The 23,986-nt window shown below is 66.1% G+C and carries 26 protein-coding genes and 1 tRNA gene; 7 read left to right on the top strand and 20 right to left on the bottom strand.

Going from position 1 to position 23,986, the window contains the following annotated elements; translation table 11 throughout:
* The first annotated feature begins 120 nt into the window (after positions 1-120).
* Positions 121-1,479, top strand: coding sequence for a magnesium transporter (mgtE, locus tag JNE37_RS07160; protein ID WP_203065792.1), 1,359 nt, complete (start codon positions 121-123; stop codon positions 1,477-1,479).
* Positions 1,480-1,666: 187 nt separating this feature from the next.
* Here the strand turns inward: mgtE and cbiB are convergent, their stop codons facing one another.
* From cbiB to cobA, 4 genes are all read right to left on the bottom strand, one after another.
* On the bottom strand, positions 1,667-2,635 hold the full coding sequence (cbiB, locus tag JNE37_RS07155) for an adenosylcobinamide-phosphate synthase CbiB (RefSeq protein ID WP_203065791.1): 969 nt from the start codon (positions 2,633-2,635) through the stop codon (positions 1,667-1,669).
* A gap of 16 nt (positions 2,636-2,651) precedes the next feature.
* Positions 2,652-4,112 (bottom strand): cobyric acid synthase, encoded by a 1,461-nt coding sequence (locus JNE37_RS07150; RefSeq protein WP_246513567.1) that lies wholly within the window; start codon positions 4,110-4,112, stop codon positions 2,652-2,654.
* A gap of 66 nt (positions 4,113-4,178) precedes the next feature.
* Positions 4,179-5,459 (bottom strand): cobyrinic acid a,c-diamide synthase CobB, encoded by a 1,281-nt coding sequence (locus tag JNE37_RS07145; protein ID WP_246513566.1) that lies wholly within the window; start codon positions 5,457-5,459, stop codon positions 4,179-4,181.
* Entirely contained in the window at positions 5,452-6,255 is an 804-nt protein-coding gene (gene cobA, locus JNE37_RS07140; RefSeq protein WP_203065789.1) for a uroporphyrinogen-III C-methyltransferase, read from the bottom strand. The genes JNE37_RS07145 and cobA overlap by 8 nt, the downstream gene beginning before the upstream one ends.
* Before the next feature lie 47 nt (positions 6,256-6,302).
* Here cobA and JNE37_RS07135 point away from each other — a divergent pair, with 47 nt between their 5' ends.
* Together JNE37_RS07135 and JNE37_RS07130 are read left to right on the top strand one after the other, a co-directional pair.
* Positions 6,303-7,403: a cobalt-precorrin-5B (C(1))-methyltransferase gene (locus JNE37_RS07135; RefSeq protein WP_203065788.1), complete on the top strand. Its 1,101-nt coding sequence runs from the start codon at positions 6,303-6,305 to the stop codon at positions 7,401-7,403.
* A gap of 3 nt (positions 7,404-7,406) precedes the next feature.
* Positions 7,407-8,144, top strand: coding sequence for a cobalt-precorrin-6A reductase (locus JNE37_RS07130; RefSeq protein ID WP_203065787.1), 738 nt, complete (start codon positions 7,407-7,409; stop codon positions 8,142-8,144).
* Here the strand turns inward: JNE37_RS07130 and cobM are convergent.
* The 4 genes from cobM to JNE37_RS07110 are packed head-to-tail and all read right to left on the bottom strand — an operon-like array spanning position 8,120 to position 11,053.
* The gene (cobM, locus tag JNE37_RS07125) at positions 8,120-8,881 is read right to left on the bottom strand and encodes a precorrin-4 C(11)-methyltransferase (RefSeq protein ID WP_203065786.1); all 762 of its coding nucleotides are present in this window, start codon (positions 8,879-8,881) and stop codon (positions 8,120-8,122) included. The two genes, JNE37_RS07130 and cobM, sit on opposite strands and share 25 nt — an antisense overlap.
* Positions 8,878-9,243 carry a cobalamin biosynthesis protein gene (locus tag JNE37_RS07120; protein WP_203065785.1) on the bottom strand — a complete coding sequence of 122 codons (366 nt, stop codon included), beginning with the start codon at positions 9,241-9,243 and terminating at the stop codon, positions 8,878-8,880. Before JNE37_RS07120 ends, cobM begins: the two co-directional genes overlap by 4 nt.
* Positions 9,240-10,442 carry a precorrin-6y C5,15-methyltransferase (decarboxylating) subunit CbiE gene (gene cbiE / locus JNE37_RS07115; protein WP_203065784.1) on the bottom strand — a complete coding sequence of 401 codons (1,203 nt, stop codon included), beginning with the start codon at positions 10,440-10,442 and terminating at the stop codon, positions 9,240-9,242. The genes JNE37_RS07120 and cbiE overlap by 4 nt, the downstream gene beginning before the upstream one ends.
* Positions 10,439-11,053: a precorrin-8X methylmutase gene (locus JNE37_RS07110; RefSeq protein WP_203065783.1), complete on the bottom strand. Its 615-nt coding sequence runs from the start codon at positions 11,051-11,053 to the stop codon at positions 10,439-10,441. The genes cbiE and JNE37_RS07110 overlap by 4 nt, the downstream gene beginning before the upstream one ends.
* 268 nt (positions 11,054-11,321) lie before the next feature.
* Between JNE37_RS07110 and JNE37_RS07105 the strand changes: the two genes are divergently transcribed.
* Positions 11,322-12,227, top strand: a complete 906-nt coding sequence (locus tag JNE37_RS07105) for a cation diffusion facilitator family transporter (RefSeq protein WP_246513565.1) — start codon at positions 11,322-11,324, stop codon at positions 12,225-12,227.
* Between the two features lie 85 nt (positions 12,228-12,312).
* On the opposite strand, the gene accD is transcribed toward JNE37_RS07105, so the two are convergent.
* The 12 genes from accD to cmk all read right to left on the bottom strand — a co-directional run bounded on the left by accD (position 12,313) and on the right by cmk (position 21,679).
* Positions 12,313-13,284: an acetyl-CoA carboxylase, carboxyltransferase subunit beta gene (accD, locus tag JNE37_RS07100; protein ID WP_035029456.1), complete on the bottom strand. Its 972-nt coding sequence runs from the start codon at positions 13,282-13,284 to the stop codon at positions 12,313-12,315.
* A 138-nt stretch (positions 13,285-13,422) separates the two neighbouring features.
* Positions 13,423-14,247 carry a tryptophan synthase subunit alpha gene (gene trpA, locus JNE37_RS07095; RefSeq protein WP_035092595.1) on the bottom strand — a complete coding sequence of 275 codons (825 nt, stop codon included), beginning with the start codon at positions 14,245-14,247 and terminating at the stop codon, positions 13,423-13,425.
* Positions 14,244-15,467, bottom strand: a complete 1,224-nt coding sequence (trpB, locus tag JNE37_RS07090) for a tryptophan synthase subunit beta (protein WP_035029707.1) — start codon at positions 15,465-15,467, stop codon at positions 14,244-14,246. Before trpB ends, trpA begins: the two co-directional genes overlap by 4 nt.
* A 19-nt stretch (positions 15,468-15,486) precedes the next feature.
* Entirely contained in the window at positions 15,487-16,140 is a 654-nt protein-coding gene (locus JNE37_RS07085) for a phosphoribosylanthranilate isomerase (protein ID WP_035029453.1), read from the bottom strand.
* Positions 16,141-16,167: 27 nt separating this feature from the next.
* Complete coding sequence (locus JNE37_RS07080; protein WP_052014999.1) at positions 16,168-16,533, bottom strand: LapA family protein; 366 nt, start codon at positions 16,531-16,533, stop codon at positions 16,168-16,170.
* Positions 16,534-16,563: 30 nt separating this feature from the next.
* Positions 16,564-16,845 (bottom strand): integration host factor subunit beta, encoded by a 282-nt coding sequence (locus JNE37_RS07075; protein WP_035029450.1) that lies wholly within the window; start codon positions 16,843-16,845, stop codon positions 16,564-16,566.
* A gap of 37 nt (positions 16,846-16,882) precedes the next feature.
* Positions 16,883-17,854 carry a signal peptide peptidase SppA gene (gene sppA / locus JNE37_RS07070; RefSeq protein WP_052152341.1) on the bottom strand — a complete coding sequence of 324 codons (972 nt, stop codon included), beginning with the start codon at positions 17,852-17,854 and terminating at the stop codon, positions 16,883-16,885.
* A 71-nt stretch (positions 17,855-17,925) separates the two neighbouring features.
* Entirely contained in the window at positions 17,926-18,249 is a 324-nt protein-coding gene (locus JNE37_RS07065; RefSeq protein ID WP_246513563.1) for a BrnA antitoxin family protein, read from the bottom strand.
* A complete protein-coding gene (locus JNE37_RS07060; RefSeq protein ID WP_246513653.1) occupies positions 18,233-18,436 on the bottom strand; it encodes a BrnT family toxin in 204 nt (67 codons plus the stop codon). The genes JNE37_RS07065 and JNE37_RS07060 overlap by 17 nt, the downstream gene beginning before the upstream one ends.
* A gap of 138 nt (positions 18,437-18,574) precedes the next feature.
* Entirely contained in the window at positions 18,575-19,078 is a 504-nt protein-coding gene (locus JNE37_RS07055; RefSeq protein ID WP_203065781.1) for a GNAT family N-acetyltransferase, read from the bottom strand.
* 75 nt (positions 19,079-19,153) lie between these two features.
* Positions 19,154-20,806 (bottom strand): 30S ribosomal protein S1, encoded by a 1,653-nt coding sequence (gene rpsA, locus JNE37_RS07050; protein ID WP_035092586.1) that lies wholly within the window; start codon positions 20,804-20,806, stop codon positions 19,154-19,156.
* Positions 20,807-21,034: 228 nt separating this feature from the next.
* Complete coding sequence (cmk, locus tag JNE37_RS07045; protein ID WP_343073229.1) at positions 21,035-21,679, bottom strand: (d)CMP kinase; 645 nt, start codon at positions 21,677-21,679, stop codon at positions 21,035-21,037.
* Between the two features lie 199 nt (positions 21,680-21,878).
* Here cmk and JNE37_RS07040 point away from each other — a divergent pair, with 199 nt between their 5' ends.
* The 3 genes from JNE37_RS07040 to cobG all read left to right on the top strand — a co-directional run bounded on the left by JNE37_RS07040 (position 21,879) and on the right by cobG (position 23,972).
* Positions 21,879-22,280, top strand: a complete 402-nt coding sequence (locus tag JNE37_RS07040) for a TIGR02300 family protein (RefSeq protein ID WP_035029441.1) — start codon at positions 21,879-21,881, stop codon at positions 22,278-22,280.
* Positions 22,281-22,411: 131 nt separating this feature from the next.
* Positions 22,412-22,487 (top strand) — tRNA-Ala (locus JNE37_RS07035).
* A gap of 252 nt (positions 22,488-22,739) precedes the next feature.
* Positions 22,740-23,972, top strand: coding sequence for a precorrin-3B synthase (cobG, locus tag JNE37_RS07030; RefSeq protein WP_203065780.1), 1,233 nt, complete (start codon positions 22,740-22,742; stop codon positions 23,970-23,972).
* The last annotated feature ends 14 nt before the right edge of the window (positions 23,973-23,986 follow it).

Raw genomic sequence — 23,986 nt, 5'->3', positions numbered from 1 at the left:
CCAACCCCATGCCAGGCGAAAGTCACAGTCGATCGCTGTTGCCGGCCATGGTGGTCGCGGGCTGACGCTTTAGCCAACTCGCATCGCCTGCCGGCTCGATCGGCGGAAAGCGAGTTGTAAATGAACCTCACCCTCCTCAACCGCGCGGGTGCGCGCAATCCGTCCAGCGTGCTGGATGGCTTCAACGCCGCCGACAGCGTCGAACTCCTCAATGGCCGTCCGTCCGCCGAGGTCGTTTCCATCCTCGGCCATCTCCCGCTGCCGCGCGCCGCCGAAATTCTCTCCCAGCCCGAGCTTGAACGGGCGCCCGACCTGCTCTCGGCACTGCCCGACGCCAAGGCGACGCGCCTCCTCGCGGCGCTCGCCGATGACCGTGCCGCCGATATCGTGGGCGGCATGAACGTCGCCCATCGCGCCGCGATCCTGCGCCGGCTGGCTCCGCCCGCCCGCGCCGCGATCGAGAAGCTTCTCGCCTATCCCGAGGGCACGGCGGGCGCCATCATGACCGCTGCTTTCATCGCCGTGCCGGAAACGGCCACGGTCGGCGAAACGCTGGACCTCGTCCGGCGCGGCGATGGACGGCAGGCCGTTTATGCCGTGGCCATTCTCGATGCGCCCGGCAGATTGCTGCGTATGGCGACCCTGCGCGGCCTCATTTCGGCTGCACCCGACGACAGCGTCCTCGCCGCCGCGCCCGATGCCGACCCGGTAAGCGTCGTCCCGCTCACACCGCGCGAGGACGTCGCCCGGCTGATCCGCCGCCATGACCTCCTGGCCCTGCCGGTGGTCGATGCCGACCGGCATGTGCTCGGGCTCGTGGCAGTGGACGATGTGATCGACGCCCTGATCGCCGAACAGACCGAGGACGTGCACAAGTTCGGCGGCATGGGAGCGCTCGACCAGCCTTATTCGCGCGTGGGGTTTCTCCCCATGATCGGCAAGCGCGCCGGTTGGCTCAGCGTGCTGTTCCTGAGCGAAATGCTCACCGCCAGCGCCATGCAGCATTATTCGGACGAGCTCGAAAAGGCGGTGGTCCTTACCCTTTTTATTCCGCTCATCATGAGCTCGGGCGGCAATTCCGGCTCGCAGGCCACCTCGCTCCTCGTCCGCAGCCTCGCGCTGGGCGAGGTGCGGCTGCGCGACTGGTGGCGGGTGGCGCTGCGCGAAATGCCCACGGGCATCGTGCTCGGCGCCATTCTCGGCTGCATCGGCGTGCTGCGCATCGCCGTCTGGCAATATGCCGGGCTCTTCGACTACGGCCCGCATTGGGAATTGATCGCGCTGACGGTGGCAGCGGCGCTGGTCGGCATCGTCACCTTCGGCTCGCTCGCCGGCTCGATGCTGCCTTTCGCGCTCAAGGCCTTGCGCTTCGACCCCGCCAACGCCTCGGCGCCGTTCGTCGCGACGCTCGTCGACGTCACCGGCCTCGTCATCTATTTCAGCATAGCCACGCTGATCCTGCGCGGCACGGTGCTCTAGGGGCCGTACTCAATTGCACCGGTAGATGAGGTTGCGATGGCCGCCCTACCCACCGGACTTCCCCGGACTTGATCCGGGGAAGTTCAGTGGGTGTGGCGCGGCAGACGGCAGCACTTCCGTTGGAATCTGTCGGATGGGGAGATAAGCGCTCTGGGGGCGCCGGGGCTTATTGAGTACGGACCCTAACTCAGAAGTGCCCCGCCATCCGCAGCAGGGCGATGACGATGACCAAAGCCAGCGTCACGTTGAGCATGGCCTTGTAGAGCGCGACCGAGCGCAAGACGTCGCTGGCCCGCAACTGGCGCCTGCCGTCGCCCATCGTCGGCAGGTCCACCGTTTCCCCGTCATAGTCGCGCGGGCCGCCCAGCGCGAAGCCGAGCGCGCCGGCCATGGCCGCCTCGGGCCAGCCGGCATTGGGCGACTTGTGCCCCCTGGCGTCGCGCCGCGCCGCCTTCCAGGCCGAGCTCGGGCTCGCGCCCGGCACCAAGAAGCACCCGGCGGTGATCAGCACCGCGGTCAGCCGCGCCGGAATCCAGTTGACCAGATCGTCGAGCTTGGCGCTCGCCCAGCCATAATCGCGATAGCGCTCGTCCATGTGCCCGATCATGGAATCAGCGGTGTTGATGGCCTTGTAGAGCGCAATGCCCGGCAGCCCGAACAGCACCAGCCAGAAGAGCGGCGCGATGACCCCGTCCGAGGCGTTTTCCGCCAGGCTCTCGACCGCCGCGCGCGACACCCCGCTTTCATCGAGCCCTCGCGTATCGCGCCCCACGATATGGCTCACCGCCTCGCGCCCCGCCTCGAGCGAAACGCCCAGCGCATTGGCCACGGCCTTGACCATCTCGCCCAATTGCTTCTGCGCCAGGAACGGCACCGCCAGCAGCGCCTCGACCACCCAGCCATATTCGAGCAGCGCCAGGAAGCGCACGATGATGAGCGTCACCACCAGCGTCGCCGCCAGCAGCGCGATCAGTGCCACGATGCCCGCCTGCTGCCGCTCGGTATCGGTGCGCTCGGGCTTGTTGAGCCGCACTTCGAGAGAGTCGATGAGCCGCCCGAACCACATGACCGGATGTCCCACGCTGTCGAGCAGCACCTTGGGATAGCCGAGGAATCGTTCGAGCAGGAACGCCAGGGGCGCGAGGAGCGGGTGCATTGGTCAGCCTCTTCGTTTACCGGGCCAGCGCCATGAGCGCGTCGAGATCGAGATGAGCCTCGAGATGGCGCGCCAGCGCGTCGAGCACGGCCTCGACGCCCGCCTCATAGGCCGTGCCGCCGGTATCGCGCGCGCCCAGGCTTGCAAGAAACGCCGCCCGGAAGCCGTCGGCGGCGAAGAGCCCGTGGAGATAGGTGCCCATCACCCGTCCATCGGTCGAAATGGCCCCCTCGGGCTCGCCCTCGACCCGCGCGAACGGCCGGTCGCGATCGGGTCCGTGCGTCACGCCCATATGCATGTGGTAGCCGGCGACAGCCTCCCCGGTATCGGCATGCACCGCCCGCTCCAGCCGCAATTGCTTGACCGGCTCCAGCATGGTCTCGACATCGATTAGCCCCAGCCCGCGACTGATCCCGGGCTCGCCCTCGATGCCGTCGGGATCGGCGATCGAGCGGCCCAGCATCTGGTAGCCGCCGCAAATGCCCAGGATCCGTCCGCCCGCATAATGATGGGCGCGCAGCCCCACATCCCAGCCATTGCGCCGTAGCGCTTCGAGATCGGCGCGCGTGGCCTTGGAGCCCGGAATGATGACGAGGTCGCTCTCGACCGGGATCGCCTCGCCCGGCTGCACGATCACGAGCTTAAGGCCCGGTTCGCTCTTGAGCGGGTCGAGATCGTCGAAATTGGCGATGCGCGGCAGCCGCAGCACCGAAACCACGAACGGCCCGTCATGCCCGCGCGTCTCCTGCTCGAGCGCCAGCACATCCTCGGCCGGCAGCTTCCCCGCATCGGGGAAATAGGGTACCGGCCCCAGGCACGGCACGCCGGTCTTGTCCGCAATGAAGGCCTTGCCTTCGTCGAAGAGCGACGTATCGCCCTGGAAACGGTTGATGAGCGTGGCTGCGATTAGCTGCGCGTCCTCGGGCGCCACCACGTGGAACGTCCCCACCAGCGAGGCGATGACCCCGCCGCGATGGATATCCCCGATCAGCACCACCGGCACTTTCGCCGCCTGCGCAAAGCCGAAATTGGCGATGTCGTTGGCCCGAAGGTTCACCTCTGAGGCGCTGCCGGCCCCTTCGACCAGCACGAAATCAGCATCGGCCGCCAATTCGTCGAAAGCGGCCAGCACATCGGGCATCAGCGCGGCGCGGGTGGCGAAATAGGCGCGCGCCGAAAGCGAGCCCCGCCTCTGGCCTCGCACCACCAGCTGCGCTCCGGTCTCCTGCTCGGGCTTGAGCAGCACCGGGTTCATCGCCGTCACCGCCGGTCGCCGCGCTGCGCGCGCCTGCAAGGCCTGCGCCCGCCCGATCTCGCCGCCATCTTCGGTCACCGCAGCGTTGTTGGACATGTTCTGTGGCTTGAACGGGGCCACGCGCAGCCCGCGATTGGCAAGCGCGCGACAAAGCCCGGCAACGATCAGCGACTTGCCGACGTCCGAACCCGTCCCCATGAACATCAAGGCCTTGGCTGTCATGCAGCCGGTTTAGCGATCTTCGCCGACACGGGAAAGGGGCTCATGCTGCGCTCGGACGTGAGGCCCTCACCAGCCCCCGTCGATCACATGCGCATAAGACCCCAGCACCCGCCCCACCTGCACGCCCATTTCCGGCTGCGGCTCTCCCGCCGCGTCATTGGCGGCAAAGAGCGGCGGCGCATCGAAGATGCGCGCGGTGGAATAGTGGAATTCGTGCCCGAACAGCCGCTCCGGCCAGGGCAGGGGGCTTTTGTGCGCCAGCCGGCGATAGCCGAGCTGCCGCCGTGGCCGATCGATATTGGTTTCCACCGGTAGCAGACCGCTCATCGCGTGTGTGACGCCGGCCTTGTCCGTCAGGCTGCGCCCCAGCACCATGAAGCCGCCGCACTCGCCATAGATCAGAGCCCCACGATCCCGTGCCGCCCGCAGGCCGGCATGAAACCGCCCCGCTGCCGCCAGCCGCCCGCCATGAAGCTCCGGATAGCCACCGGGCAAAAAGACTGCATCGGCATTGGCGTCGGGCGCCTCATCGGCCAGCGGCGAGAAGAACGAGATCTCGGCCCCGGCCGCTCGCCAGTCCGCCAGAAAATGCGCGTAGAGAAACGCAAAGGCCTCGTCCCGCGCTATTGCGATCCGCTGGCCCAATGGCGGCAGCCGCTTCGGCTGCCCGCTCTCCGGCACGGCACCCGCCAGCTCGAGCAGTCCTCCAAGATCGAGATAGTCCGTGGCCGCTCGCGCCGCCTCTGCCACCACCGCATCGAACCCGGCCACTTCGTCCGGCAGCACCAGCCCCAGATGCCGCTCCGGCAGCACCAGCCCCTCGCGGCGGGGCATGGCGCCCAGCCAGCGCAGGCCGGTCGCCTCCAGCGCCCGCCGCAGCATGGTTTCGTGCCGCTGCGTCGCGACGCGATTGACGATCACCCCGGCCACCCGCACGTCCGGTCGCCAATTGGCGAAGCCTGCGGCCAGCGGCGCGATGGATTGCGCCTGCTTTTCCGCATCGATCACGAGGATCACCGGCAGTCCTAGCTCCGCCGCGAGGTCCCCCGTCGAGCCGGTGCCGTCTACCGCCCCGTCGAAAAGCCCCATCACGCCCTCGACCACCAGCAGTTCGGCCTCGGTCGCCGCCAGCGCCCGCAACCTCTCGCGTCCCATGGCCCAGGGGTCGAGATTCACCGCCGCGCGCCCGGCCACCCGGGTCAGGATGCTGGTGTCGATATAGTCCGGCCCTGTCTTGGCCGCCTGTACGCTATGCCCCCGCTTGCGCAACGCCGCCACCAGCCCCAGCGTCAGCGTCGTCTTGCCCGATCCCGAGCGCGGCGCGCCGATGACAAATCCCTTAGCCAAGCGGGTTCTCCCGCAAGTCGCCCGCATACCAGTCGAGCATTGCCCGGTGCCGGCTCGCCGGTCCCACGACGACGATGGCCGGCGTCGCGATCTCGCCGAGCCCCGCCACCGCCCCCAGCGTGGTTTCGATCACGCTTTGCTGCGGCAGAGCGGCATTGGAGACGATGGCCACGCTCTCGCCCGCCGGCCGACCCGCCGCCATCAGCCGCGCGGTGATGGTGGAGAGGTGCTTGACCGACATGAACATCACCAGCACCGGGGCCGCCCGGTGGATGGCGTCCCAATCCAGCGCCGTCACGTCCCCGGTTTCGTCGTGGCCGGTCAGGAACAGCACCGAATGGTTGGCGTCCCGATGCGTCACCGGAATGCCGGCATAGGCGAGGCCGCCCAGCCCCGAGGAAATTCCCGGCACCACGCGGAACCGGATCCCCGCGCGGAACAGCACGCCCGCCTCTTCCCCGCCGCGCCCGAACATGAAGGGATCGCCGCCCTTGAGCCGCAGCACGCGTTTGCCCTCGCGCGCCAGCGCCACCAGCGTATCGGAAATATCCGCCTGCCTGGGCGATGGCTTGCCGCCCCGCTTGCCGGCAGGGATGCGCTCGGCCTCCGGCCGCGCCATGTCGAGCAGCATCGGGTTGACCAGCGCGTCGTAGACGATGGCATCGGCCTGCGCCAGCGCGTGGTAGCCGAGCAGCGCCAGCAGCCCCGGCGCGCCGGGCCCCGCGCCCACCAGCCACACCGTGCCGGGGTCGAACTGCGGAAAGTCGAGCCCATCGAGCTTTGCGAAACCGGTCATGCTGCGCCCCTGTTCGATTGGCCTTTGCCCGCGTATAGATCGGCCTTATGAGCGAGACGGAACCCGAGACGCGCGAAGACGGCACGCCCCTGCGGCGCGGCTGGACGACGGGCGCCTGCGCCACCGCCGCCACCCGCTCGGCGCTGGTCGCGCTGCTTGATGGCCAGTTCGAAGACCCTGTCACCATCACCCTGCCGGGCGGCCAGCAACCGGCTTTCGCCCTCGCGGGCGAGCATCTGGGGCAAGGCTTTGCCGAAGCCTCGATCATCAAGGACGCGGGCGACGATCCCGATGTCACACACGGCGCGCTCATCACCGCCCGCATCGAGCCGGCCGCCGCCGGTAGCGGCGTCACCTTCCGTGCCGGGTCCGGCGTCGGCACCGTGACCAAGCCCGGCCTGCCGCTGGCCGTGGGCGAGCCCGCCATCAATCCCGTACCGCGCCGGATGATGCGCGAAGTGGTCGAGACGATCGCCCAGACTCACGGCATCGCCCCCGATTTCGCCGTCACCATCTCGGTACGCGATGGCGAACGCATCGCGCAGAAAACCTGGAATCCGCGTCTCGGCATCCTTGGGGGTCTCTCGATCCTGGGTACGACGGGCATCGTCATCCCCTATTCCTGCTCCGCCTGGATCGCCTCGATGCATCGCGGCATCGACGTATCCCGCGCGCTGGGGCTCACCCACGTCGTCGGCTCCACCGGCGACACCTCCGAAAAGGCCGCCATGGCGCGGCTCGATCTCCCCATCGAGGCTTTCCTCGATATGGGTGATTTCGTCGGTGGCCTCCTCAAATACATCAAGGCCCATCCAGTCCCGCGTCTCACCATTGCCGGCGGCTTCGCCAAGCTCTCCAAGCTCGCGCAGGGCGCCATGGATCTCCATTCCGCTCGCGGCACCGTCGATCTCGACGCCCTGGCCCGCATCCTCGAAACCCTCGGCGCCAACGCCGATCTCGTCGGCCATGCCCGCGTCGCCAACACCGCCAACGAAGTCCTGCAACTGGCCGAGGCCGCCGACCTGCCGCTGGCCGATGCCGTTGCCCGCAATGCGCGCGATGCTGCCCAGGCCGTCGCCGGCCCCAGCGTGCGGGTCGACGTTCTCGTCGTCGATCGCGCCGGCAAGATCGTGGGGGAAAGCGGCTAGGCCATGCGCATCCTCATCCTCGGCGGTACAGGCGAAGCCCGTGCCCTGGCAGGCGCGCTGGTCGAAGCGGGCCACGCGGTCACCACCTCGCTCGCCGGCCGCACCAGCGACCCCAAGCTCCCTAATGGTGGCCTCCGCGTCGGCGGCTTCGGCGGCATTCCTGGCCTTTGCGCCTATCTCAGGGCCGGAAGCTTCGATTACCTCGTCGATGCCACCCATCCCTATGCCGGGCTCATCTCCATCAATGCCGTGGCGGCCAGCCAGTCGACCGGCATACCGCTCCTGCGCCTCATGCGCCCCGAATGGCCCGAACCCGCCGATGCCCCCTGGCTGCGCGCCGCCTCGACCGAAGCTGCCGCAGCGCTGCTGCCATCCGGCGCCCGCGCTCTGCTCAGTACCGGTCATACCGGCCTCAAGACCTTCCTCGAACGCGACGATTGCACCTTCCTCGTCCGCGTCATCGAGCCCCCCGCCGAGGCCATGCCGGCCCATGCGAACCTGCTGCTCGATCGCCCGCCCTATACGCTCGCAGGCGAAACGGCGCTCATGCAGCGCGAGGCCGTCACCCATCTCGTCAGCAAGAATTCGGGCGGCAGCCAGACGGCCGCCAAGCTCGATGCAGCGCGCGACCTCGGCATCGCGGTCGTCATGATCGACCGCCCCGCCTATGGTCCGGCCCACGAGGTCGGGACCGTCCAAGAGGCCCTTGCCGCGCTTCATTCGGAAGCCTCGCGCCGGTAGTGGCTGAAGCCGGCCTCGTAGAGGCGGCTATTGCGGAAATGCGCCGGCCCGAACACCCGCCCCACGAAGATCAGCGCCGTCCGGCGGATGGATTCGGCGTTCAGCCGCTCGACCATGTCGCCCAGCGTCGTCACGATGATCTTCTCGTCCGGCCAGGTGGCGCGATAGACCACCACCACCGGGCAATCGTCCCCATAGTGCGGGATCAGCGTCTCGGCGATTCTTGCTGCGCTCTTGATGGCCAGGTGCAGCGCCAGCGTCGCCTTCGAGCGCGCCAGCACCTCCAGGCTCTCGCTTTCCGGCATGGGCGAAGCCCCGCTCGAAACGCGCGTCAGGATCACGGTCTGTGAAACGTCGGGAAGCGTCAGCTCCGTAGCCAGGCTCGCTGCCGCCCCGGCAAAGGCCGGCACTCCCGGTACCACCTCGTAGCCGATCCCCAGGGCATCGAGCCGCCGCATCTGCTCGGCAATGGCGCCATAAAGCGAGGGGTCGCCCGAGTGCACCCGCGCCACATCCTGCCCGCGCGTATGGGCGGCCACCATCTCGCCGATGATCTCGTCGAGATGCATTTCCGCCGTATCGCGCACCAGCGCACCCTCGGGCGCTGAAGCCACGATCTCGGCCGGCACCAGCGACCCGGCATAAAGGCAGACCGGGCACCGCTCGATGAGTTTCTGACCCCGCACGGTAATGAGATCCGCCGCGCCCGGCCCCGCGCCGATGAAATAGACCGTCATGGCGCAATACTCCCGATGGCGCAGGTGGCATTAGCCGATTTGCGTTTGCCCAATACCAGCCGACCAAAGCTGCGCACCGCCGCCTCCGCCACGCTTTCGAGCCCGATACTGGCGAGTGCCAATTGCGATGGCTCCTCGATCTCGACCGCCCGCAAATCCGCATCGGCGACGAAGCGCAGCTCAGCCCCGAAATGCCCAGCCACAGCGTCGAGCACCGGGCTCCCTGCCTTGCGCTCTGAACTGGCTACGATCGCCACCGCCCCGGCATCCAGCCCGGCCTCTTCGAGACTCGTTGCGATCAGCCGAACCACCTCGCTCGCTTCCGCCCTGCTGTTGAGGCCTACGCCCACTACCAGCCTCATGGCTTGACCACCCACCATTGCGTCACCGGCAGCCGTGGGCGCAGCACGCGATGCGCGCCGATCGTGTCGAGCTGGGAGATTTCGAGCCGCACCAGCCCGCCGCCGAATTCGCTCTGCCGCTCGAAAAGCGCGCGTTCGCCCTCGAGGGTCACCGAATTGGCCACCAGCCGCCCGCCATGGCGCAACGCCGCCCAGGCCGCCTCGAAAATCCGCCTGTTGCCGACGTCTCCGCCCAGGAACACCGCATCGGGCGCCGCCTTGCCCTTGAGGCTGTCCGGCGCCTCGCCCTCGACGATTTCGAGGCCCGGCACTCCGAGATTGAGCGCATTGCTGGCAATGATCGTGCGCCGTTGTGCCTCGCGTTCGAAGGCAATGGCCCGCGCCTCGCGCGCCGCCCGCATCCACTCGACCGCCACCGAGCCCGAGCCGGCCCCGACATCCCAGAGCAGCGCCCCGGGATAGGGCGCCAGCTTGGCGATGGTCGCGGCCCGTACTTCGCGCTTGGTGATCTGCCCGTCGGTCACGAAGGCATCTTCCGGCAGCCCCGGCACCGGCGGCAGCAAGGCCGCGCCGGGCGAGGCCACGCAGTCGATGGCGAGCGTCAAAAAGTCCCCGAGCGTTGAGACGTCGATATCCTGCGCCAGGGCGCTGGTGATCCGCTCCCGAGGCCCGCCCAGTTCCTCGAGCACGATCAGCCGGCTTTCTTCATAGCCCCGTGCCACCAGCATCTTGGCCGCGCGCTCGACCGTATGCCGATCGGTCGTCAGCGCCAGGATGCGGTTGCCGGGCAGGATATGCGGCTGCAAAGCCGCATCCGCCCGCCCATGCAGCGAGAGTGTCGCGACATTCTGCAGCGCCCAGTGCAGCCGCGCCGCCGCCAGCGAAAATGCCGATGGATGCGGGGTAATGGCAAAGGCCTCGGCCGACAGGAACCGTGACAGCGTCACTCCGATCCCGAACCAGGAGGGGTCGCCCGTGGCAAGGATCGCCGTCGGCGTACCCTCCAGGGCCTTGACCTGCTCGATCATCCGTTCGAGCGGGGCTTCCCAGGGCACCAGCGTCTGGCTGCTGCCCAGCCCCGCGAGGAGGCGCGGGGGGCCGAGTACCGTCACCGCGTTGGCCACCAGCGCCCGCGCCGCCGGCGACAATTGCGCCACGCCGCCTTCGCCCACGCCTACCACATGCAACCAGGCCGTCATCGTATCAGTCCTCCGGCAATGGCGTTGAACGCCGCGCTGGCCATGGCCGATCCGCCGCGCCGGCCCAGAACCGTAAGATAGGGTACGTCCGCAATGCCCTCGGCCAGAAGCGCCTTGCTCTCCGCCGCGCCGACGAACCCCACCGGAATGCCGATGATCGCCGCCGGCCTCGGCGCGCCCGCCTCCAGCAATTCATAAAGCCGGAACAGCGCGGTCGGCGCATTGCCCACCACGACGATCGCGCCGCCGAGCGCCTCGCCCCAGAGGTCCACTGCCGCAGCCGACCGCGTGTTGCCGATTGTCAGGGCCAGGTCCGGCACCGCCGGATCGTTGAGCTTGGAGATGACCGGGCTCTCCCCGACCACTGCCGGATCGATACCCTCGCGCACCATCTCGCAGTCGCAGAGCACGGGGCGCCCGGCCAGCAATGCCGAATCGATGGCGGCCACGAGCCCGGCATGGGCGCGGATATCCACGACCAGGTCCACCATGCCGCACACTTCGATCATGGCGACGATGGCGGCATCGAGCGATTTGGGCAGGTGCGCCAATTGGGCGGCGTGCACGAACATTTCGCGCCGCTGGGCGGCGAGTTCGGCGGCATTGATCATGGTTCTACCTCTCGTGAGAGGCAGAGTTCGCATCGAAACTCGTCGAGCAGCTCCGGCCTGGGTCCCCGGTTTGGGTCGACCGCACCGGACTGTCTTTCAGTCCCTGTTGGAACGCTGCGCTAACACCTTCTAGGCACGTGCAAAGCCCCGGTCAACCGCCGGTTTCGGGCTGTTGCGAATGCCTCCTAAAACCACTTGCAAAGATAGGCGTTGCCAGCGTCAAAACTGCCCGCTAGGAGGGCGGACGTTCCCCAATTCGAGACGCTTCATGGCACGGCACACGCATTCCCCCGTCGCATTGCAACTGGCTATGGGCAGTCTCGTGGTCGGGGTGGTGGTGCTCGGGCTCAAGGGTTTTGCCGCCTGGGCCACCGGTAGTATCGCGCTCTTCTCGGATGCCCTGGAAAGCGTCGTCAACGTGGTGACGGCCGTGGTGACGCTCATCGCCGTCCGCCTCGCCGCCCGCCCGGCCAACGACACACTGCCCTATGGCTATCACAAGGCCGAATACTTCTCGGCCGTTATCGTCGGCGTCTTTATCGTCGTCGCCGCGCTGCTGATCTTCCGTGAGGCCTATTACGGCTTCATGTCCCCGCGCGCCTTCGTTGCCGATCCGCTGGGCCTTGCCGTCAGCGTCATCGCCTCCGTGCTCAACATGGCCTGGGCCTATCTCCTCATCAGCCGCGGCCGCCGCGAGCGCTCGCCGGCGCTGCAGGCCGATGGCAAGCACCTGCTCACCGACGTCATCTCGACCTTCGGCGTGCTGGTGGGTGTGGGCCTCGTCATCATCACTGGCTGGCAGCGGCTCGACGCCATCCTTGCCGCGCTGGTCGGCCTCTCCATCCTCTGGTCGGGCTGGCAGCTCCTGCGCGACAGCGTCATCGGCCTCATGGACGTCGCCGTCGACGCCCGCCAGCTGATGCGCATCAAGGAGATCATCTCGGCCAATGCCGAAGGCGCCATCGAAGCCCACGATATCCGCACCCGCCAGGCGGGCAGCGCCACCTTCATCGAGTTTCATCTCGTCGTCCCCGGCTCGATGACCGTGGAAGCGGCCCACGTCATCTGCGACCGCATCGAAGCCAAGCTGCGCGAAGCCGAATCCGACGCCACGGTCACGATCCATGTCGAGCCCGAGGACAAGGCCAAGCATTCCGGTATTGTCGTGATTTAGGGCGCAAGGCACCCGATTTCTCTTGCCCGGCGAAGGCCGGGAAGGGGTGGGGCGCCGTAAGCGCCCACACCTTTAGCTCAAATGATTATTCCGCGTGCGCGGCTTCTGGCGGCGCCACCGTCAGGTCGTCGTCACCCTCGGCGGCAATGGCCGCGTCGCGCATCGAGATCGTCGGCACGGGGGCCGGAACCGAGAGGTCCGCCGGAGCCGCATGCTTCATGAACATGGCCGCCATCGAGCCGATGGTCGGGCGCAGGTTATGGCGGTGCACGACGGCGTCCACCATCCCGTGGTCATAAAGGTATTCCGAGCGCTGAAAGCCCTTGGGCAGCTTCTCGCGTATGGTCTGCTCGATGACGCGCGGGCCGGCAAAGCAGATGAGCGCGCCCGGCTCGGCCAGGTGCACGTCGCCCAGCATGGCATAGGAGGCCGTGACGCCGCCCGTGGTCGGGTTGGTGAAGACCACGAAGAACGGCAGCCCCGCTTCGCGCAGGCGCAGCACCGCCACGGTCGTGCGCGGCATCTGCATGAGGGAAAGAATGCCCTCCTGCATGCGCGCGCCACCCGAGGCCGCAAAGAGGATGAACGGCGTCTTGCGCTGGGCCGCGGTTTCGAGGCCTGTGATGATCGCCTGCCCGGCAGCCATGCCGAGCGAGCCGCCCATGAAGTCGAAATCCTGGACGGCGACGGTCACGTCGAGCCCGAAAAGCTTGCCGGCGGCAACCAGCACGGCATCGTCCATGCCGGTCTTGTTGCGCGCTTCCTTGAGCTTGTCGGTATAGCGCTTCTGATCGCGGAACTTCAGCGGATCGAGCGGCACGGCCGGCAGCGGGATGCTCTCGTACTTGCCGCCGTCAAGGAACGTGGCCAGGCGGTCCTTGGCCTTGATCTTCATGTGGTAGCCGGAATTGGGCACAACCCACTGGTTGGCCTCAAGATCCCGATAGAACACCATCTCCCCCGATTCCGGGTCCTTGACCCAGAGATTCTCCGGCGTTTCCCGCTTGTTCAGGAACGACCGGATCTTCGGGGGGACCATGTTACTGATCCAGTTCATGAGCAATTCCTCGCTGCTATGCCTTGGCCCTGCGGCACATAGGCATCAATTGTGGCGAATATTATCAGCATGCGCCCCGCGGCGCAAAGCACGGCTGGCCTTGTGGATTAACCCACGCCGCTTAGGGGAGGCGCGCCGTCAGGCGCGCGCCCGCTTGACGCCGGCCGAGAGCGCCGAAACCAGGTCCGTCACCGCCGGCACGGTCACCCGCGTCGCCTTGCCGTTCTCGAGGCTCTCGGCAATGGCATTGACCAGCACCGAGCCCACCACGATCCCGTCCGCGTCCCGGCCGATCTTCTCGGCATCTTCGGAGGTCTTGATGCCGAAGCCCACGGCCACCGGGAGCGGCGTATGCCGCTTGATCCGCTGCACCGCTTCGCCAACCGCGGCGCGGTTCTTGATCGCCGCGCCGGTAATGCCGGTCATCGAGACGTAGTAGACGAAGCCCGACGTGTTCTTGAGCACGACCGGCAGGCGCTTGTCGTCCGTCGTCGGCGTCGTCAGGCGAATGAAGTTGAGCCCTGCCTTGAGCGCGGGAATGCACAATTCCTCGTCTTCCTCGGCCGGCAGGTCGACGACGATGAGCCCGTCAACGCCCGCATCCACCGCGTCCTCGATGAAGGCATCCACGCCATGGATGAAGATCGGGTTGTAGTAACCCATGAGGATGATCGGCGTCTTCTGGTCGCCCTTGCGGAAGGTGCGCACCATGTCGAGCGTCTTGTTGAGTGTCTGGCCATTGGCCAGCGCCCGCTGTCCGGCGAGCTGGATGGCAACGCCATCGGCCATCGGGTCCGAAAACGGCATGCCGAGTTCGATGACGTCTGCGCCGGCCGCCGGCAGGGCCGCCAGCACTTCCTGGGCCGTGTCGAAATCCGGGTCGCCCGCCATGACGAACGTGACCAGGGCCGGACGGTTCTCCGCCTTGAGCGCGGCGAAGCGCGCGTCGATACGCGAGGTCATTTCATCTGCATCCCGAGATATTTGGCGACGCTTTCCACGTCCTTGTCACCGCGCCCCGAAAGGCAGAGCACGATGGTCTGGTCCTTGCCCATCTTGGGGGCGATCTTCATCACCTGCGCCAGCCCATGCGAGCTTTCGAGCGCCGGAATGATGCCCTCAAGCTTGGTCAGGAGCTGGAAGGCCTCGAGCGCTTCCTTGTCGGTGATCGGCGCATAGGTCACGCGGCCGCTGTCCTTGAGGAAGGAATGCTCCGGGCCAACGCCCGGATAGTCGAGGCCCGCCGAAATCGAATGGCCTTCGAGGATCTGGCCGTCGTCATTCTGGAGAAGATAGGTGCGGTTGCCGTGCAGCACGCCCGGGCGCCCGCCGGTCATCGAGGCGGCATGGCCGTTCTCGACCTCGATCCCGTGCCCGCCGGCTTCCGCGCCATAAATCTTGACCGAAGGCTCGTCGAGGAAGGCATGGAACGTGCCGATGGCGTTCGAGCCGCCACCCACGCAGGCCACCACCGCATCGGGCAGCGCGCCTTCCAGCTCGAGCATCTGCGCCTTGATTTCCTCGCCGATCACCGACTGGAAGTCGCGCACCATTTCGGGGTAGGGCGCCGGGCCGGCAGCCGTACCGATAAGGTAATAGGTGCTCTCGACATTGGTCACCCAGTCGCGCAGCGCTTCGTTCATCGCGTCCTTGAGCGTGCCCGCGCCCGCCGTCACCGGGCGCACTTCGGCGCCCAGCATCTTCATGCGGACCACGTTCGGCCACTGCCGCTCGACGTCCGTAGCGCCCATGAAGATGGTGCAGGGCAGGTCGAACTTGGCGCACACCGTCGCCGTCGCCACGCCATGCTGGCCGGCGCCGGTCTCGGCGATGATGCGGGTCTTGCCCATGCGCTTGGCAAGCAGGATCTGGCCAAGGCAATTGTTGATCTTGTGGCTGCCCGTGTGGTTGAGCTCTTCGCGCTTGAGGTAGACCTTGGCGCCGCCCAGGTGTTCGCTCAGCCGCTCGGCGTAATAGACCGGGGAGGGACGCCCCGTGTAGTGCGTCGCCAGTTCCTTGATCTGCGCCTGGAATTCCGGGTCCACCTTGGCGGCGCGATACTGCGCCTCAAGGTCGAGGATCAGCGGCATCAGCGTTTCGGCCACGAACCGCCCGCCGTAAAAGCCGAAACGACCCCGTTCGTCGGGACCGGTGCGCAAGGAATTGGCCCCGTTCGCTACCACTTTGAAAAGTCCTTTATGTTCAGGCGGCCGCCGCCATGCGGGCATTGCGGATGAAGGCTGCGATGAGCCGAGCATCTTTTTCGCCCGGCGCCGTTTCCACCCCGGAGGAGACGTCAATGCCGAAAGGCTGCACCCGCTGGATGGCCTCTGCCACCGTGTCAGGCGTCAGCCCTCCCGAAAGCATGAATGCGATTGCCGGGTCAAGCGCCTTGAGCAGCGACCAATCGAACGGCACGCCCAGCCCGCCGGGCCTGTCGGCACCCTTGGGCGGCTTGGCGTCGAGCAGGATGCGGTCGGCGACGTCCAGGAACGCCGGAAGCTGCGCCAGGTCCTCGGTCGATCCGACCGGCAGCGCCTTCATGATCGAGATGCCCGCTTCCGCCCGGATGGCTTCCACCCGATGGGGCGTTTCCGGCCCATGGAGCTGCAGCCAGTCCGGTCCGAGCGCCGCGATCTCGGCCACCGCCGAATTGTCGGGATTGACCAGCAGGACACAGGTCTCGACCCGCCCCCGCGCCTGCGAGATGAGATCGGCTATGGTCTCGATATCGACATGGCGCGGCGAGCGCGGGAAATGGGCGAAGCCGACCATGTCTGCGCCGGCATCGATTGCAGCTTCAAGGATTTCAGGCGTCTTGATGCCACAGATTTTGATGATGGGTTGCGTGCTCATCGTGGGTATTTTGAGGGAGCTTGGAGCCTAGGTTTTGCCGAGAATGTCATCGACTTCGGCGAGGGCGTTGCGTCCGGCGATCTGGCCGGTGCTCTTGCGCAGGCTTTCCAGCTCGCGCGTGAGCGTTTCGGCTTCCTTGCGCCAGTGGCGCTTTTCCTGCCGCACCTTGCCCTGCGCGAACCAGGTGGCGATGCCCCCGGCGATGACACCCAGGAGCAGCACGATATAGATGACGAGGAAGAGCGGCACGCCGAAACCGGGCTGGGTCAGCGTGGCCGAGGGCATGAACGGGTTGAAATTGACGATCACCAATTGCCGGTTCGCCAGGGCGAACAGGATCAGCAGCACGCAAAGCGGCACGAGGACGACCCAACCCACGATGCGTTTGACCATTGACCCGTCGTCCCGATGCGAACGCAACCGCTAGTCGCGGTTCAGCCGTTCGCGGATCTCCTTGCCGGCCTTGAACTGGGGCACGTACTTCTCGCCGACATCCACCTGTTCGCCGGTGCGCGGATTGCGGCCCACGCGGGCCGGGCGGTTCTTGACCGAGAAGGCGCCGAAGCCGCGCAGCTCGACCCGGTCGCCGCGCGCCATGGCGTCGCCGACCTCGTCGAGAATGGCATTGACGATGTTCTCGATGTCCCGCTGAAACAGGTGCGGGTTTTCTTCCGCAAGCTTTTGTACGAGTTCGGATTTAATCATCGCCGTCCCCGGTTGCGTTGCCGCTGGAATGCCTGCCTCAAGATGCTGGTCCAACCTGCCAAAGCGAAACAAGCCCGTCAAGCACGATAGGGCCGGTCGGATTTAATCCCAAAGCACTACGCGCCTGCGAGCCGATGAGCTTGCCGAACCAGCCAAATCCCTGGTCGGGCAGTGGATAACGGCTCTGGACCGGCAGCTTTGCGGGCACGTTGCGCTCGTCCTGGAGCCAGGCGATCGCCTCCGCTTCCCCGCCGATGGCGTCGATCAGCTTGTTCTCGATGCCCTGCCGGCCTGTGACGATACGTCCATCCGCCAGCGCCAGCGTCTGCGGGCGCGTCAGCCCGCGCCGCTCGGCGACGATGTCCACGAACCAGTTGAAGCTGTCGCCGACCAGCGATTCCAGACTGGCCCGCACTTCCGGCTTGATCGGCCCGGTAAAGTCCGGCTCGGCCTTGAGCGGGCCAGTCGCCACCTTCTCCATGCTGACCCCGATGGTCTCCATGAGCTTGCCGGCATCCACGTTCTGGTAGAGCACGCCGATCGAGCCCACGATCGAAAGCCGCCGCGCAAAGATGCGGTCCGAGGCAATGGCCGTCATGTAGGCCGCCGAAGCGCCCAGTTCCTTGATGACCGCTACGACCGGCTTCTTTTCGCGCAAGGCCGAGAGCGCCTCGTAGAGTTCCTCGCCACCCGCCGTCGTGCCGCCCGGCGAGTTGATGGCCACGATCACCGCCTTGACGTGATCATCCTCGCCCAGGTCGCTGAGGACCTTGAGCCGCGCCGGATCGGTCGCGATCGTGCCGTCGATATTGACCCGCGCAATGGTGTCCGAGCCGCCCGCCGTCTGCTCGATGGCGAAGCGCCCGACCATTGCGATCACCGCCAAAGCCAGCGCCAGGAACGCCGCGATCCGCCAGCGCGACCGCGATCGCCGCAACACGCTCGTCGCCACGATGGCCTCGGGGCTCTGACGCGGCGCAGCCGGCTCGGGTGTCGTCTCGTTGGTCATGGCGCCTTCCGACAAAAACCAGTTCCTGACGGCAGTTACGCGCGCCTTGGGGCAAATGCAAGGCCGGCCGCTCAGCCGGCCTTCTTCCGCGCCTGCTGCTTACTCACGACATATTCGCGCAAAGCCTGATTGATGCGGGTCTGGTAACCCCGGCCATCCCCCCCGGCCTCCTGCTTGAACCAGGCAATGAGATCGGCATCGATCCGAAGGGTGAGTTGCTGCTTGAGCCGTCGATAGAACCGCCCCGGCACCGCCTGTTCGAAGAAGGCGTCGTCGGCTTCAGGCATGTCGGAAAAGTCGATATCCGCGTCTGTCTTGAGGCGGAGAGCCTCCAGTTCCTTTTGTTGCTCCTCGGTAAGAGGTGGTGGATTGAGCGGGTCAAGTTCGTAGCGCACGATCCTTGGCGGTTTCATAGCGTCTACGCTCGCTTCGCGAGGCGTAGCGGGCCGAGATGATCCTGATGGTTTCGATCTGGTCATGGTTTTCCTCGATCGCGTAGACGATGAAGAGCAAATCCGCGCCGACCTCGGCGATCATCCTCCGCCAGCTTTCGCTCGCGATATCGCGGTCGCGCTCATCGATCGCAAAGGGGTCAAACAGCGCGTGTGCGGCCGTCTCGAATCTTACATGGTGCCTTCACCAGTTGGACTCGTTCTTGTCCTCGTCCCACTCGAGCCGCAAATTGTAACTCCAGAATTGTAGTTACAACGCGCTCCGGTTTCAAGTCAGTGACTTCACCATGAACCGAGCCGCGTCCTCGTAGCTGGCAAGCTTTTCTGCCAGCTCGGGAGCGTCAATCGGCATAAATCCCTGTTTGCGCCAGAAACCCAGCGAGCCGTTGACGGCGACGAGGCTCATCGTCGCAAAACCCTTTTCGCACGCGAGTTCGGTCAGTTGCGCCACGATCTTTCCGGCCGCGCCCGTCCCGCGGGCGGTCGGTAACAGGGCCAGGTCGTGGATGTAATAGGTGTCCGCTTCCGCCGGGATCGTCTCCAGCAGCGAATTGAGCGCCGGCAGACGCCGGAAACGCCAGGGGTGGCTGAGCATGTAGCCGGAGGGCGCGCCGTCGATTTCGAGAAGGTGGGTTCCCAGAGGATAAAGCGCCTGCCGCTCGGCGAAGACTTCCGGCGCCTCGAAAAACCCTGGATGCACCTGCGCCGCGATCGCCTCTACCGCAGCCAGGTCGTCCGCCGCCATCGGCCGCCATCTTGTCTGTCGCGTCATGATCCCGAAAAGTCCAAAAAGAAAGGCCCGCGCTGTCGCCAGCGCGGGCCCCGATCGGTTCAAGCCGGCGAGAGATTAATTCTCTTCGCTCTTGCTCTTGAGGGCGGCGCCCAGGATGTCGCCGAGCGAAGCGCCCGAATCCGAGGAACCGTACTGAGCCACGGCTTCCTTCTCCTCGGCGATTTCGAGCGCCTTGATGGAGAGGGAGATGCGGTGGGTCTTGCGGTCGTACTGGGTGACGCGTGCGTCGACCTTGTCGCCCTTGGCGAAGCGCTCGGGGCGCTGGTCGTTGCGGTCGCGGCTGAGGTCGGCACGACGGATGAAGGCGGTCACTTCGCTGTCGGCCAGCTTCACTTCGATGCCGCCGTCATTGACGTCGGTAACGGTGCCGGTAACCACAGCGCCCTTCTTGAGGGTATCGCCGGCTTCTTCATACGGGTCGTTGCCGACCTGCTTGATGCCGAGCGAAATGCGCTCCTTCTCCACATCGACGTCGAGAACCTTGGCGTGAACCATGTCGCCACGATTGTAGTCCTCGAGAGCCTGCTCGCCCGGACGCTGCCAGTCCAGGTCGGAGAGGTGAACCATGCCGTCCACGTCGCCTTCCAGGCCGATGAACAGGCCGAATTCGGTCTTGTTCTTGACTTCGCCTTCGATGGTCGAGCCAACCGGGTGCTTCTCGGCGAAGGCTTCCCACGGGTTCTGCAGGGTCTGCTTGAGACCGAGCGAGATGCGGCGCTTCTCCGGATCGACTTCCAGGACCATGACTTCGACTTCCTGGGAGGTCGAGACGATCTTGCCCGGATGGACGTTCTTCTTGGTCCAGCTCATTTCGGAGACGTGGATCAGGCCTTCGATGCCCGGCTCCAGTTCCACGAACGCGCCGTAATCGGTGATGTTGGTCACGCGGCCGGTGAAGCGTGCGCCGAGCGGATACTTGGCGGCAATGCCTTCCCACGGATCAGCCTGGAGCTGCTTCATGCCGAGGCTGATGCGGTGGCTCTCGTGGTTGATGCGAACGATCTGGACCTTGATGGTCTCGCCGATCGAGAGCACTTCGGACGGGTGGTTGACACGACGCCATGCGATGTCGGTGACGTGCAGCAGGCCGTCGATGCCGCCGAGGTCAACGAACGCACCGTAATCGGTGATGTTCTTGACCACGCCGTCGACGATCTGGCCTTCTTCGAGCTGCTGGACGATTTCCGAACGCTGCTCGGCGCGGCTCTCTTCGAGGATGGCGCGACGCGACACGACGATATTGCCGCGACGCTTGTCCATCTTCAGGATCTGGAACGGCTGCGGCACGTTCATGAGCGGGCCGATATCGCGGATCGGACGGATGTCCACCTGCGAACGCGGCAGGAAGGCGATGGCGCCTTCGAGGTCGACCGTGAAGCCGCCCTTGACCTGGTTGAAGATGACGCCTTCAACGCGCTCGTTCTTGTTGTGCATCTCTTCGAGGCGCACCCAGCTCTCTTCGCGGCGAGCCTTCTCGCGCGAGAGAACGGCTTCGCCGACAGCGTTTTCCACGCGATCGACATAGACTTCGACGTCCGAGCCGACCTTGATGGTGCCGTCACGGCCAGCCTGGCCGAATTCCTTGAGCGCGATGCGGCCTTCAGTCTTCAGGCCCACATCGATAATGGCCAGGTCGTTCTCGATGGCGATGACCTTGCCTTTGACAACGGTGCCTTCCAGCGGCTCGTTATCCACGAAGCTATCCATGAGGAGGGCTTCGAAATCTTCCTTAGTCACAGTTTGCTGTGCCAAATTATTCTCCAGATGCACCGGTTGTTCGTAGGGTTTCCAAGGATCGAGCGTCCGGACGCGGCAAATGCCGACAGACCCGGTGCAGGGGCGCAAGATCCCGATTCTGATAAAACGAAGAAAGCGCCGGCCGGTTCGTTTTGGTGACCGTTACCTGTGGTCCAGTGCCGCAAGGATGGATTTGGGCTAGTGCCCGGCCTTGCGCGCAATGACCGCATCGACGATCGCGACGGCTGCGCGGAGTGCGGCCTCTATATCCAGTTGCGTCGTATCTAGCAAGTATGCGTCGGACGCCGGGTAGAAGCCGCCATTGGGATTGGCGCGATCCCGCGCATCCCGCTCCTCTATCTGGGTATAGAGCGTTTCGAAATCAACCGCCTGGCCGCGTGCCGCGAACTGGCGCGCCCGCCGCTCCGCCCGCGCCCGGGCATCGGCGACGATGAAGAGCTTTACGTCGGCCTCGGGGCAGATCACCGTGCCGATGTCGCGCCCGTCGAGCACCGCGCCGCCCGGACGCAGCGCGAAGTCGCGCTGGTACTGGAAGAGCGCCTTGCGCACCGGCCCGATCACCGCAACTTTACTGGCGAGGTTCCCGATCTTCTGGGCGACGAGGAATTCGGGGTCGAGATCGTCGGCATGAAGGTTCAGCGCCGCCTCGATGGCCATGGCCTCGAATTCGGGCTTGTTCTCGTAGGCTTCCACGGCCCGGCCCACGGCGCGATAGAGCAGGCCCGTATCCAGGTGCGGCAGGCGATAATAGCCGGCCAGCCCGCCCGCCAGCGTGCCCTTGCCCGAGGCGGCCGGCCCGTCCACGGCGATGATCATGGTCATGCTAGCTCCGGCATGTTGCTGTTTCGTGCCGTCGCCTTACCACGGCAGGTTTGGAGGGGCCAAGGCAAGGCCCGCCATGCGTGGCCGGGAACGCTGCCTTTCCCCACGCATTTTGGGTTTGACAGGTTCAAGGTTTCCCCCTAACCGGACCTTCGAAGGCGGGCGAAATCCCGCAAATCCCATCGTGAGGAAAGCAAGATTGGCTAATTCCGACCGCGGCACCAAACGAACCGATCCCGAGACCGGCAAGAAGTTCTACGATCTGAACAAGGACCCGATCGTCTCGCCCTATACCGGCAAGAGCTATCCGCGCTCCTATTTCGAACAGATCCTTCCCGGCAAGCCTGCCCCCGCTCGTGCTCGTGCAGAGGACGACGAGGAAGAGGAAGTCGAAGAGGATGAAGTCGAGGACGCGAACGCGCCCGAGATCGTTTCGCTCGAAGATGCCGACGACGAAGCTGAAGGCGGCGAGGACATTCCCGATGTCGAGGATGTCGAGGTTGAGGAAGACCTTGGCGACGACGAGGAAGACGTGTTCCTCGAAGAGGATGAAGACGAAGACGATATCGACTTTGACGTCGGTAACGAGGACGAACGCTAACGAAATCAAGCTCTTCCGAGAGTTTTACAAAAAGGTCAAAATAGGCCTTGCGTATCGGAGAGAGCTTGAATAGGTTGCGCCTCGCTTCGGGAGGGCATCGCCGCTTCCGGAGCGAAATCCCAAGGGAATAAGGGGCCATAGCTCAGTTGGGAGAGCGCTTGAATGGCATTCAAGAGGTCGTCGGTTCGATTCCGATTGGCTCCACCATCCCTCCCAAGAAGCCGCCGCAAGGCGGCTTTTTCTTTTGGCGCGGAGCCTTGGCCAATTCCTCGATACGAAGCCTCGCGTGTTCTTATGAGGGCGGTACCCAGCCGTTCTTTAAGGGGCAAGATTGAGCCGGCAGGTCTCCCTCCCCCCTTGCGGGGAGGGGGCAGGGGTGGGGGTAAGCCCCAACCGCACCTCCCACCACCGCCCCGCGATCCGCTTTCAGCCAACCGCGAAACCATCTAGATTGCCGCAATGAACGAGGCGTCCCCCATCCGCCAATCCGCCTGTCCCGGCCTTTATCGGCTGGCGCCTGCGCGCGACGGCGGCATCTGCCGGGTCAAGGTCGCGCTGGGAACGCTCGATGCCGCCCAGGCACGCGCGCTCGCCGCCGCGTCCCGCCAATGGGGCAACGGCATCATCGAAATCACCAGCCGCGCCAACCTGCAGCTGCGCGGCATCGCCGCCACTGACGGCGACGCACTCGCCCGGTGCCTCCTCGATGCCGGCCTCGGCGCGACGAGCTCTGGTGCCGACGACGTCCGCAACGTCATGGTCAGCCCCAGCTACGGCATCGACGACCAGGCGCTGCTCGACACTGCCCCCATCGCCCGCGCGCTCCTGTCCCTCCTCGACCGGCGCGCCGATTTCCACGCCCTCTCGCCCAAATTCTCGATTCTGGTCGATGGCGGCGAAGCGACCGCCCCGCTGCACCACCCCAACGACATCTGGCTCGCCGCCGTCACCCGCGACACTTTCGCACTGGGCCTCGGCGGAACGCTCCTCGATTCCCCCCTCGGAACGGTGCAGGCCGAAAACGTGGCGGCAACCATCGCCGCCATGATCGAACGCTTCCTCGCCACCGGCGCTCCCCGCATGCGCCAGCTCGGCGGCCGTGCCCGCGAACTGACCGACGGCTTCCTCGACGCCCCAATCGCCCCCGGCGCGCGGGCATCCACCAGCCACTTCGGCATCCACCCCCAATCGCCCGCGATCTCCTGGATCGGCGCTCGTCCTCCTCTCGGTCGCCTGACCCCCGAAATGCTCGAAGGCCTCGCGTCGCTGGCCGAACGCGAAGGCGACGGCACGATTCGCCTGACGCCGCATCAATCGGTGATCCTGCCCGGCCTGGCCCGGCCCGCCGCGACTCTCGCCGCCCTCGAAGCCCTGGGCTTCGTGATCGCGCCCGACCATCCCCTGTCTGATATGCTGGCCTGCTCCGGCTCCGCCGGCTGCCGCTCGGCGCTGGCCGACACGCAGCGCGATGCCATGCTGCTGGCCGGCTTCGGCATCCGTGCCGGGCTGCATCTTTCGGGCTGCGAAAAGTCCTGCGCTTCGGCGCAGGCCGCGCCCCACACGCTCGTGGCTGTTGCGCCCGGGCGCTATGATCTCTATCGAAGGGCGGATGGCGCCGCCTCCCGCTTCGGGGAGAAGCTGGCGTCCTCGCTCACCGTGGCCGGCATCGCCCGCAAGCTCGCCAAGGCCTGACTTCTTCGGGGAAA

It is taken from the genome of Paradevosia shaoguanensis (assembly GCF_016801025.1).
Taxonomy (GTDB): Bacteria; Pseudomonadota; Alphaproteobacteria; order Rhizobiales; family Devosiaceae; genus Paradevosia; species Paradevosia shaoguanensis.
This window is presented reverse-complemented; position numbering and strand designations above follow the sequence as displayed.

What these genes read in the sequence shown, in the direction of transcription:
- mgtE (WP_203065792.1), top strand. Translation starts at nt 121, where the DNA reads ATGAACCTCACCCTCCTCAACCGCGCGGGTGCGCGCAATCCGTCCAGC.
- cbiB (WP_203065791.1), bottom strand. Translation starts at nt 2,635, where the DNA reads ATGCACCCGCTCCTCGCGCCCCTGGCGTTCCTGCTCGAACGATTCCTC.
- JNE37_RS07150 (WP_246513567.1), bottom strand. Translation starts at nt 4,112, where the DNA reads ATGACAGCCAAGGCCTTGATGTTCATGGGGACGGGTTCGGACGTCGGC.
- cobA (WP_203065789.1), bottom strand. Translation starts at nt 6,255, where the DNA reads ATGACCGGTTTCGCAAAGCTCGATGGGCTCGACTTTCCGCAGTTCGAC.
- JNE37_RS07135 (WP_203065788.1), top strand. Translation starts at nt 6,303, where the DNA reads ATGAGCGAGACGGAACCCGAGACGCGCGAAGACGGCACGCCCCTGCGG.
- JNE37_RS07130 (WP_203065787.1), top strand. Translation starts at nt 7,407, where the DNA reads ATGCGCATCCTCATCCTCGGCGGTACAGGCGAAGCCCGTGCCCTGGCA.
- cobM (WP_203065786.1), bottom strand. Translation starts at nt 8,881, where the DNA reads ATGACGGTCTATTTCATCGGCGCGGGGCCGGGCGCGGCGGATCTCATT.
- JNE37_RS07120 (WP_203065785.1), bottom strand. Translation starts at nt 9,243, where the DNA reads ATGAGGCTGGTAGTGGGCGTAGGCCTCAACAGCAGGGCGGAAGCGAGC.
- cbiE (WP_203065784.1), bottom strand. Translation starts at nt 10,442, where the DNA reads ATGACGGCCTGGTTGCATGTGGTAGGCGTGGGCGAAGGCGGCGTGGCG.
- JNE37_RS07110 (WP_203065783.1), bottom strand. Translation starts at nt 11,053, where the DNA reads ATGATCAATGCCGCCGAACTCGCCGCCCAGCGGCGCGAAATGTTCGTG.
- JNE37_RS07105 (WP_246513565.1), top strand. Translation starts at nt 11,322, where the DNA reads ATGGCACGGCACACGCATTCCCCCGTCGCATTGCAACTGGCTATGGGC.
- accD (WP_035029456.1), bottom strand. Translation starts at nt 13,284, where the DNA reads ATGAACTGGATCAGTAACATGGTCCCCCCGAAGATCCGGTCGTTCCTG.
- trpA (WP_035092595.1), bottom strand. Translation starts at nt 14,247, where the DNA reads ATGACCTCGCGTATCGACGCGCGCTTCGCCGCGCTCAAGGCGGAGAAC.
- JNE37_RS07085 (WP_035029453.1), bottom strand. Translation starts at nt 16,140, where the DNA reads ATGAGCACGCAACCCATCATCAAAATCTGTGGCATCAAGACGCCTGAA.
- JNE37_RS07080 (WP_052014999.1), bottom strand. Translation starts at nt 16,533, where the DNA reads ATGGTCAAACGCATCGTGGGTTGGGTCGTCCTCGTGCCGCTTTGCGTG.
- JNE37_RS07075 (WP_035029450.1), bottom strand. Translation starts at nt 16,845, where the DNA reads ATGATTAAATCCGAACTCGTACAAAAGCTTGCGGAAGAAAACCCGCAC.
- sppA (WP_052152341.1), bottom strand. Translation starts at nt 17,854, where the DNA reads ATGACCAACGAGACGACACCCGAGCCGGCTGCGCCGCGTCAGAGCCCC.
- JNE37_RS07055 (WP_203065781.1), bottom strand. Translation starts at nt 19,078, where the DNA reads ATGACGCGACAGACAAGATGGCGGCCGATGGCGGCGGACGACCTGGCT.
- rpsA (WP_035092586.1), bottom strand. Translation starts at nt 20,806, where the DNA reads ATGGATAGCTTCGTGGATAACGAGCCGCTGGAAGGCACCGTTGTCAAA.
- cmk (WP_343073229.1), bottom strand. Translation starts at nt 21,679, where the DNA reads ATGACCATGATCATCGCCGTGGACGGGCCGGCCGCCTCGGGCAAGGGC.
- cobG (WP_203065780.1), top strand. Translation starts at nt 22,740, where the DNA reads ATGAACGAGGCGTCCCCCATCCGCCAATCCGCCTGTCCCGGCCTTTAT.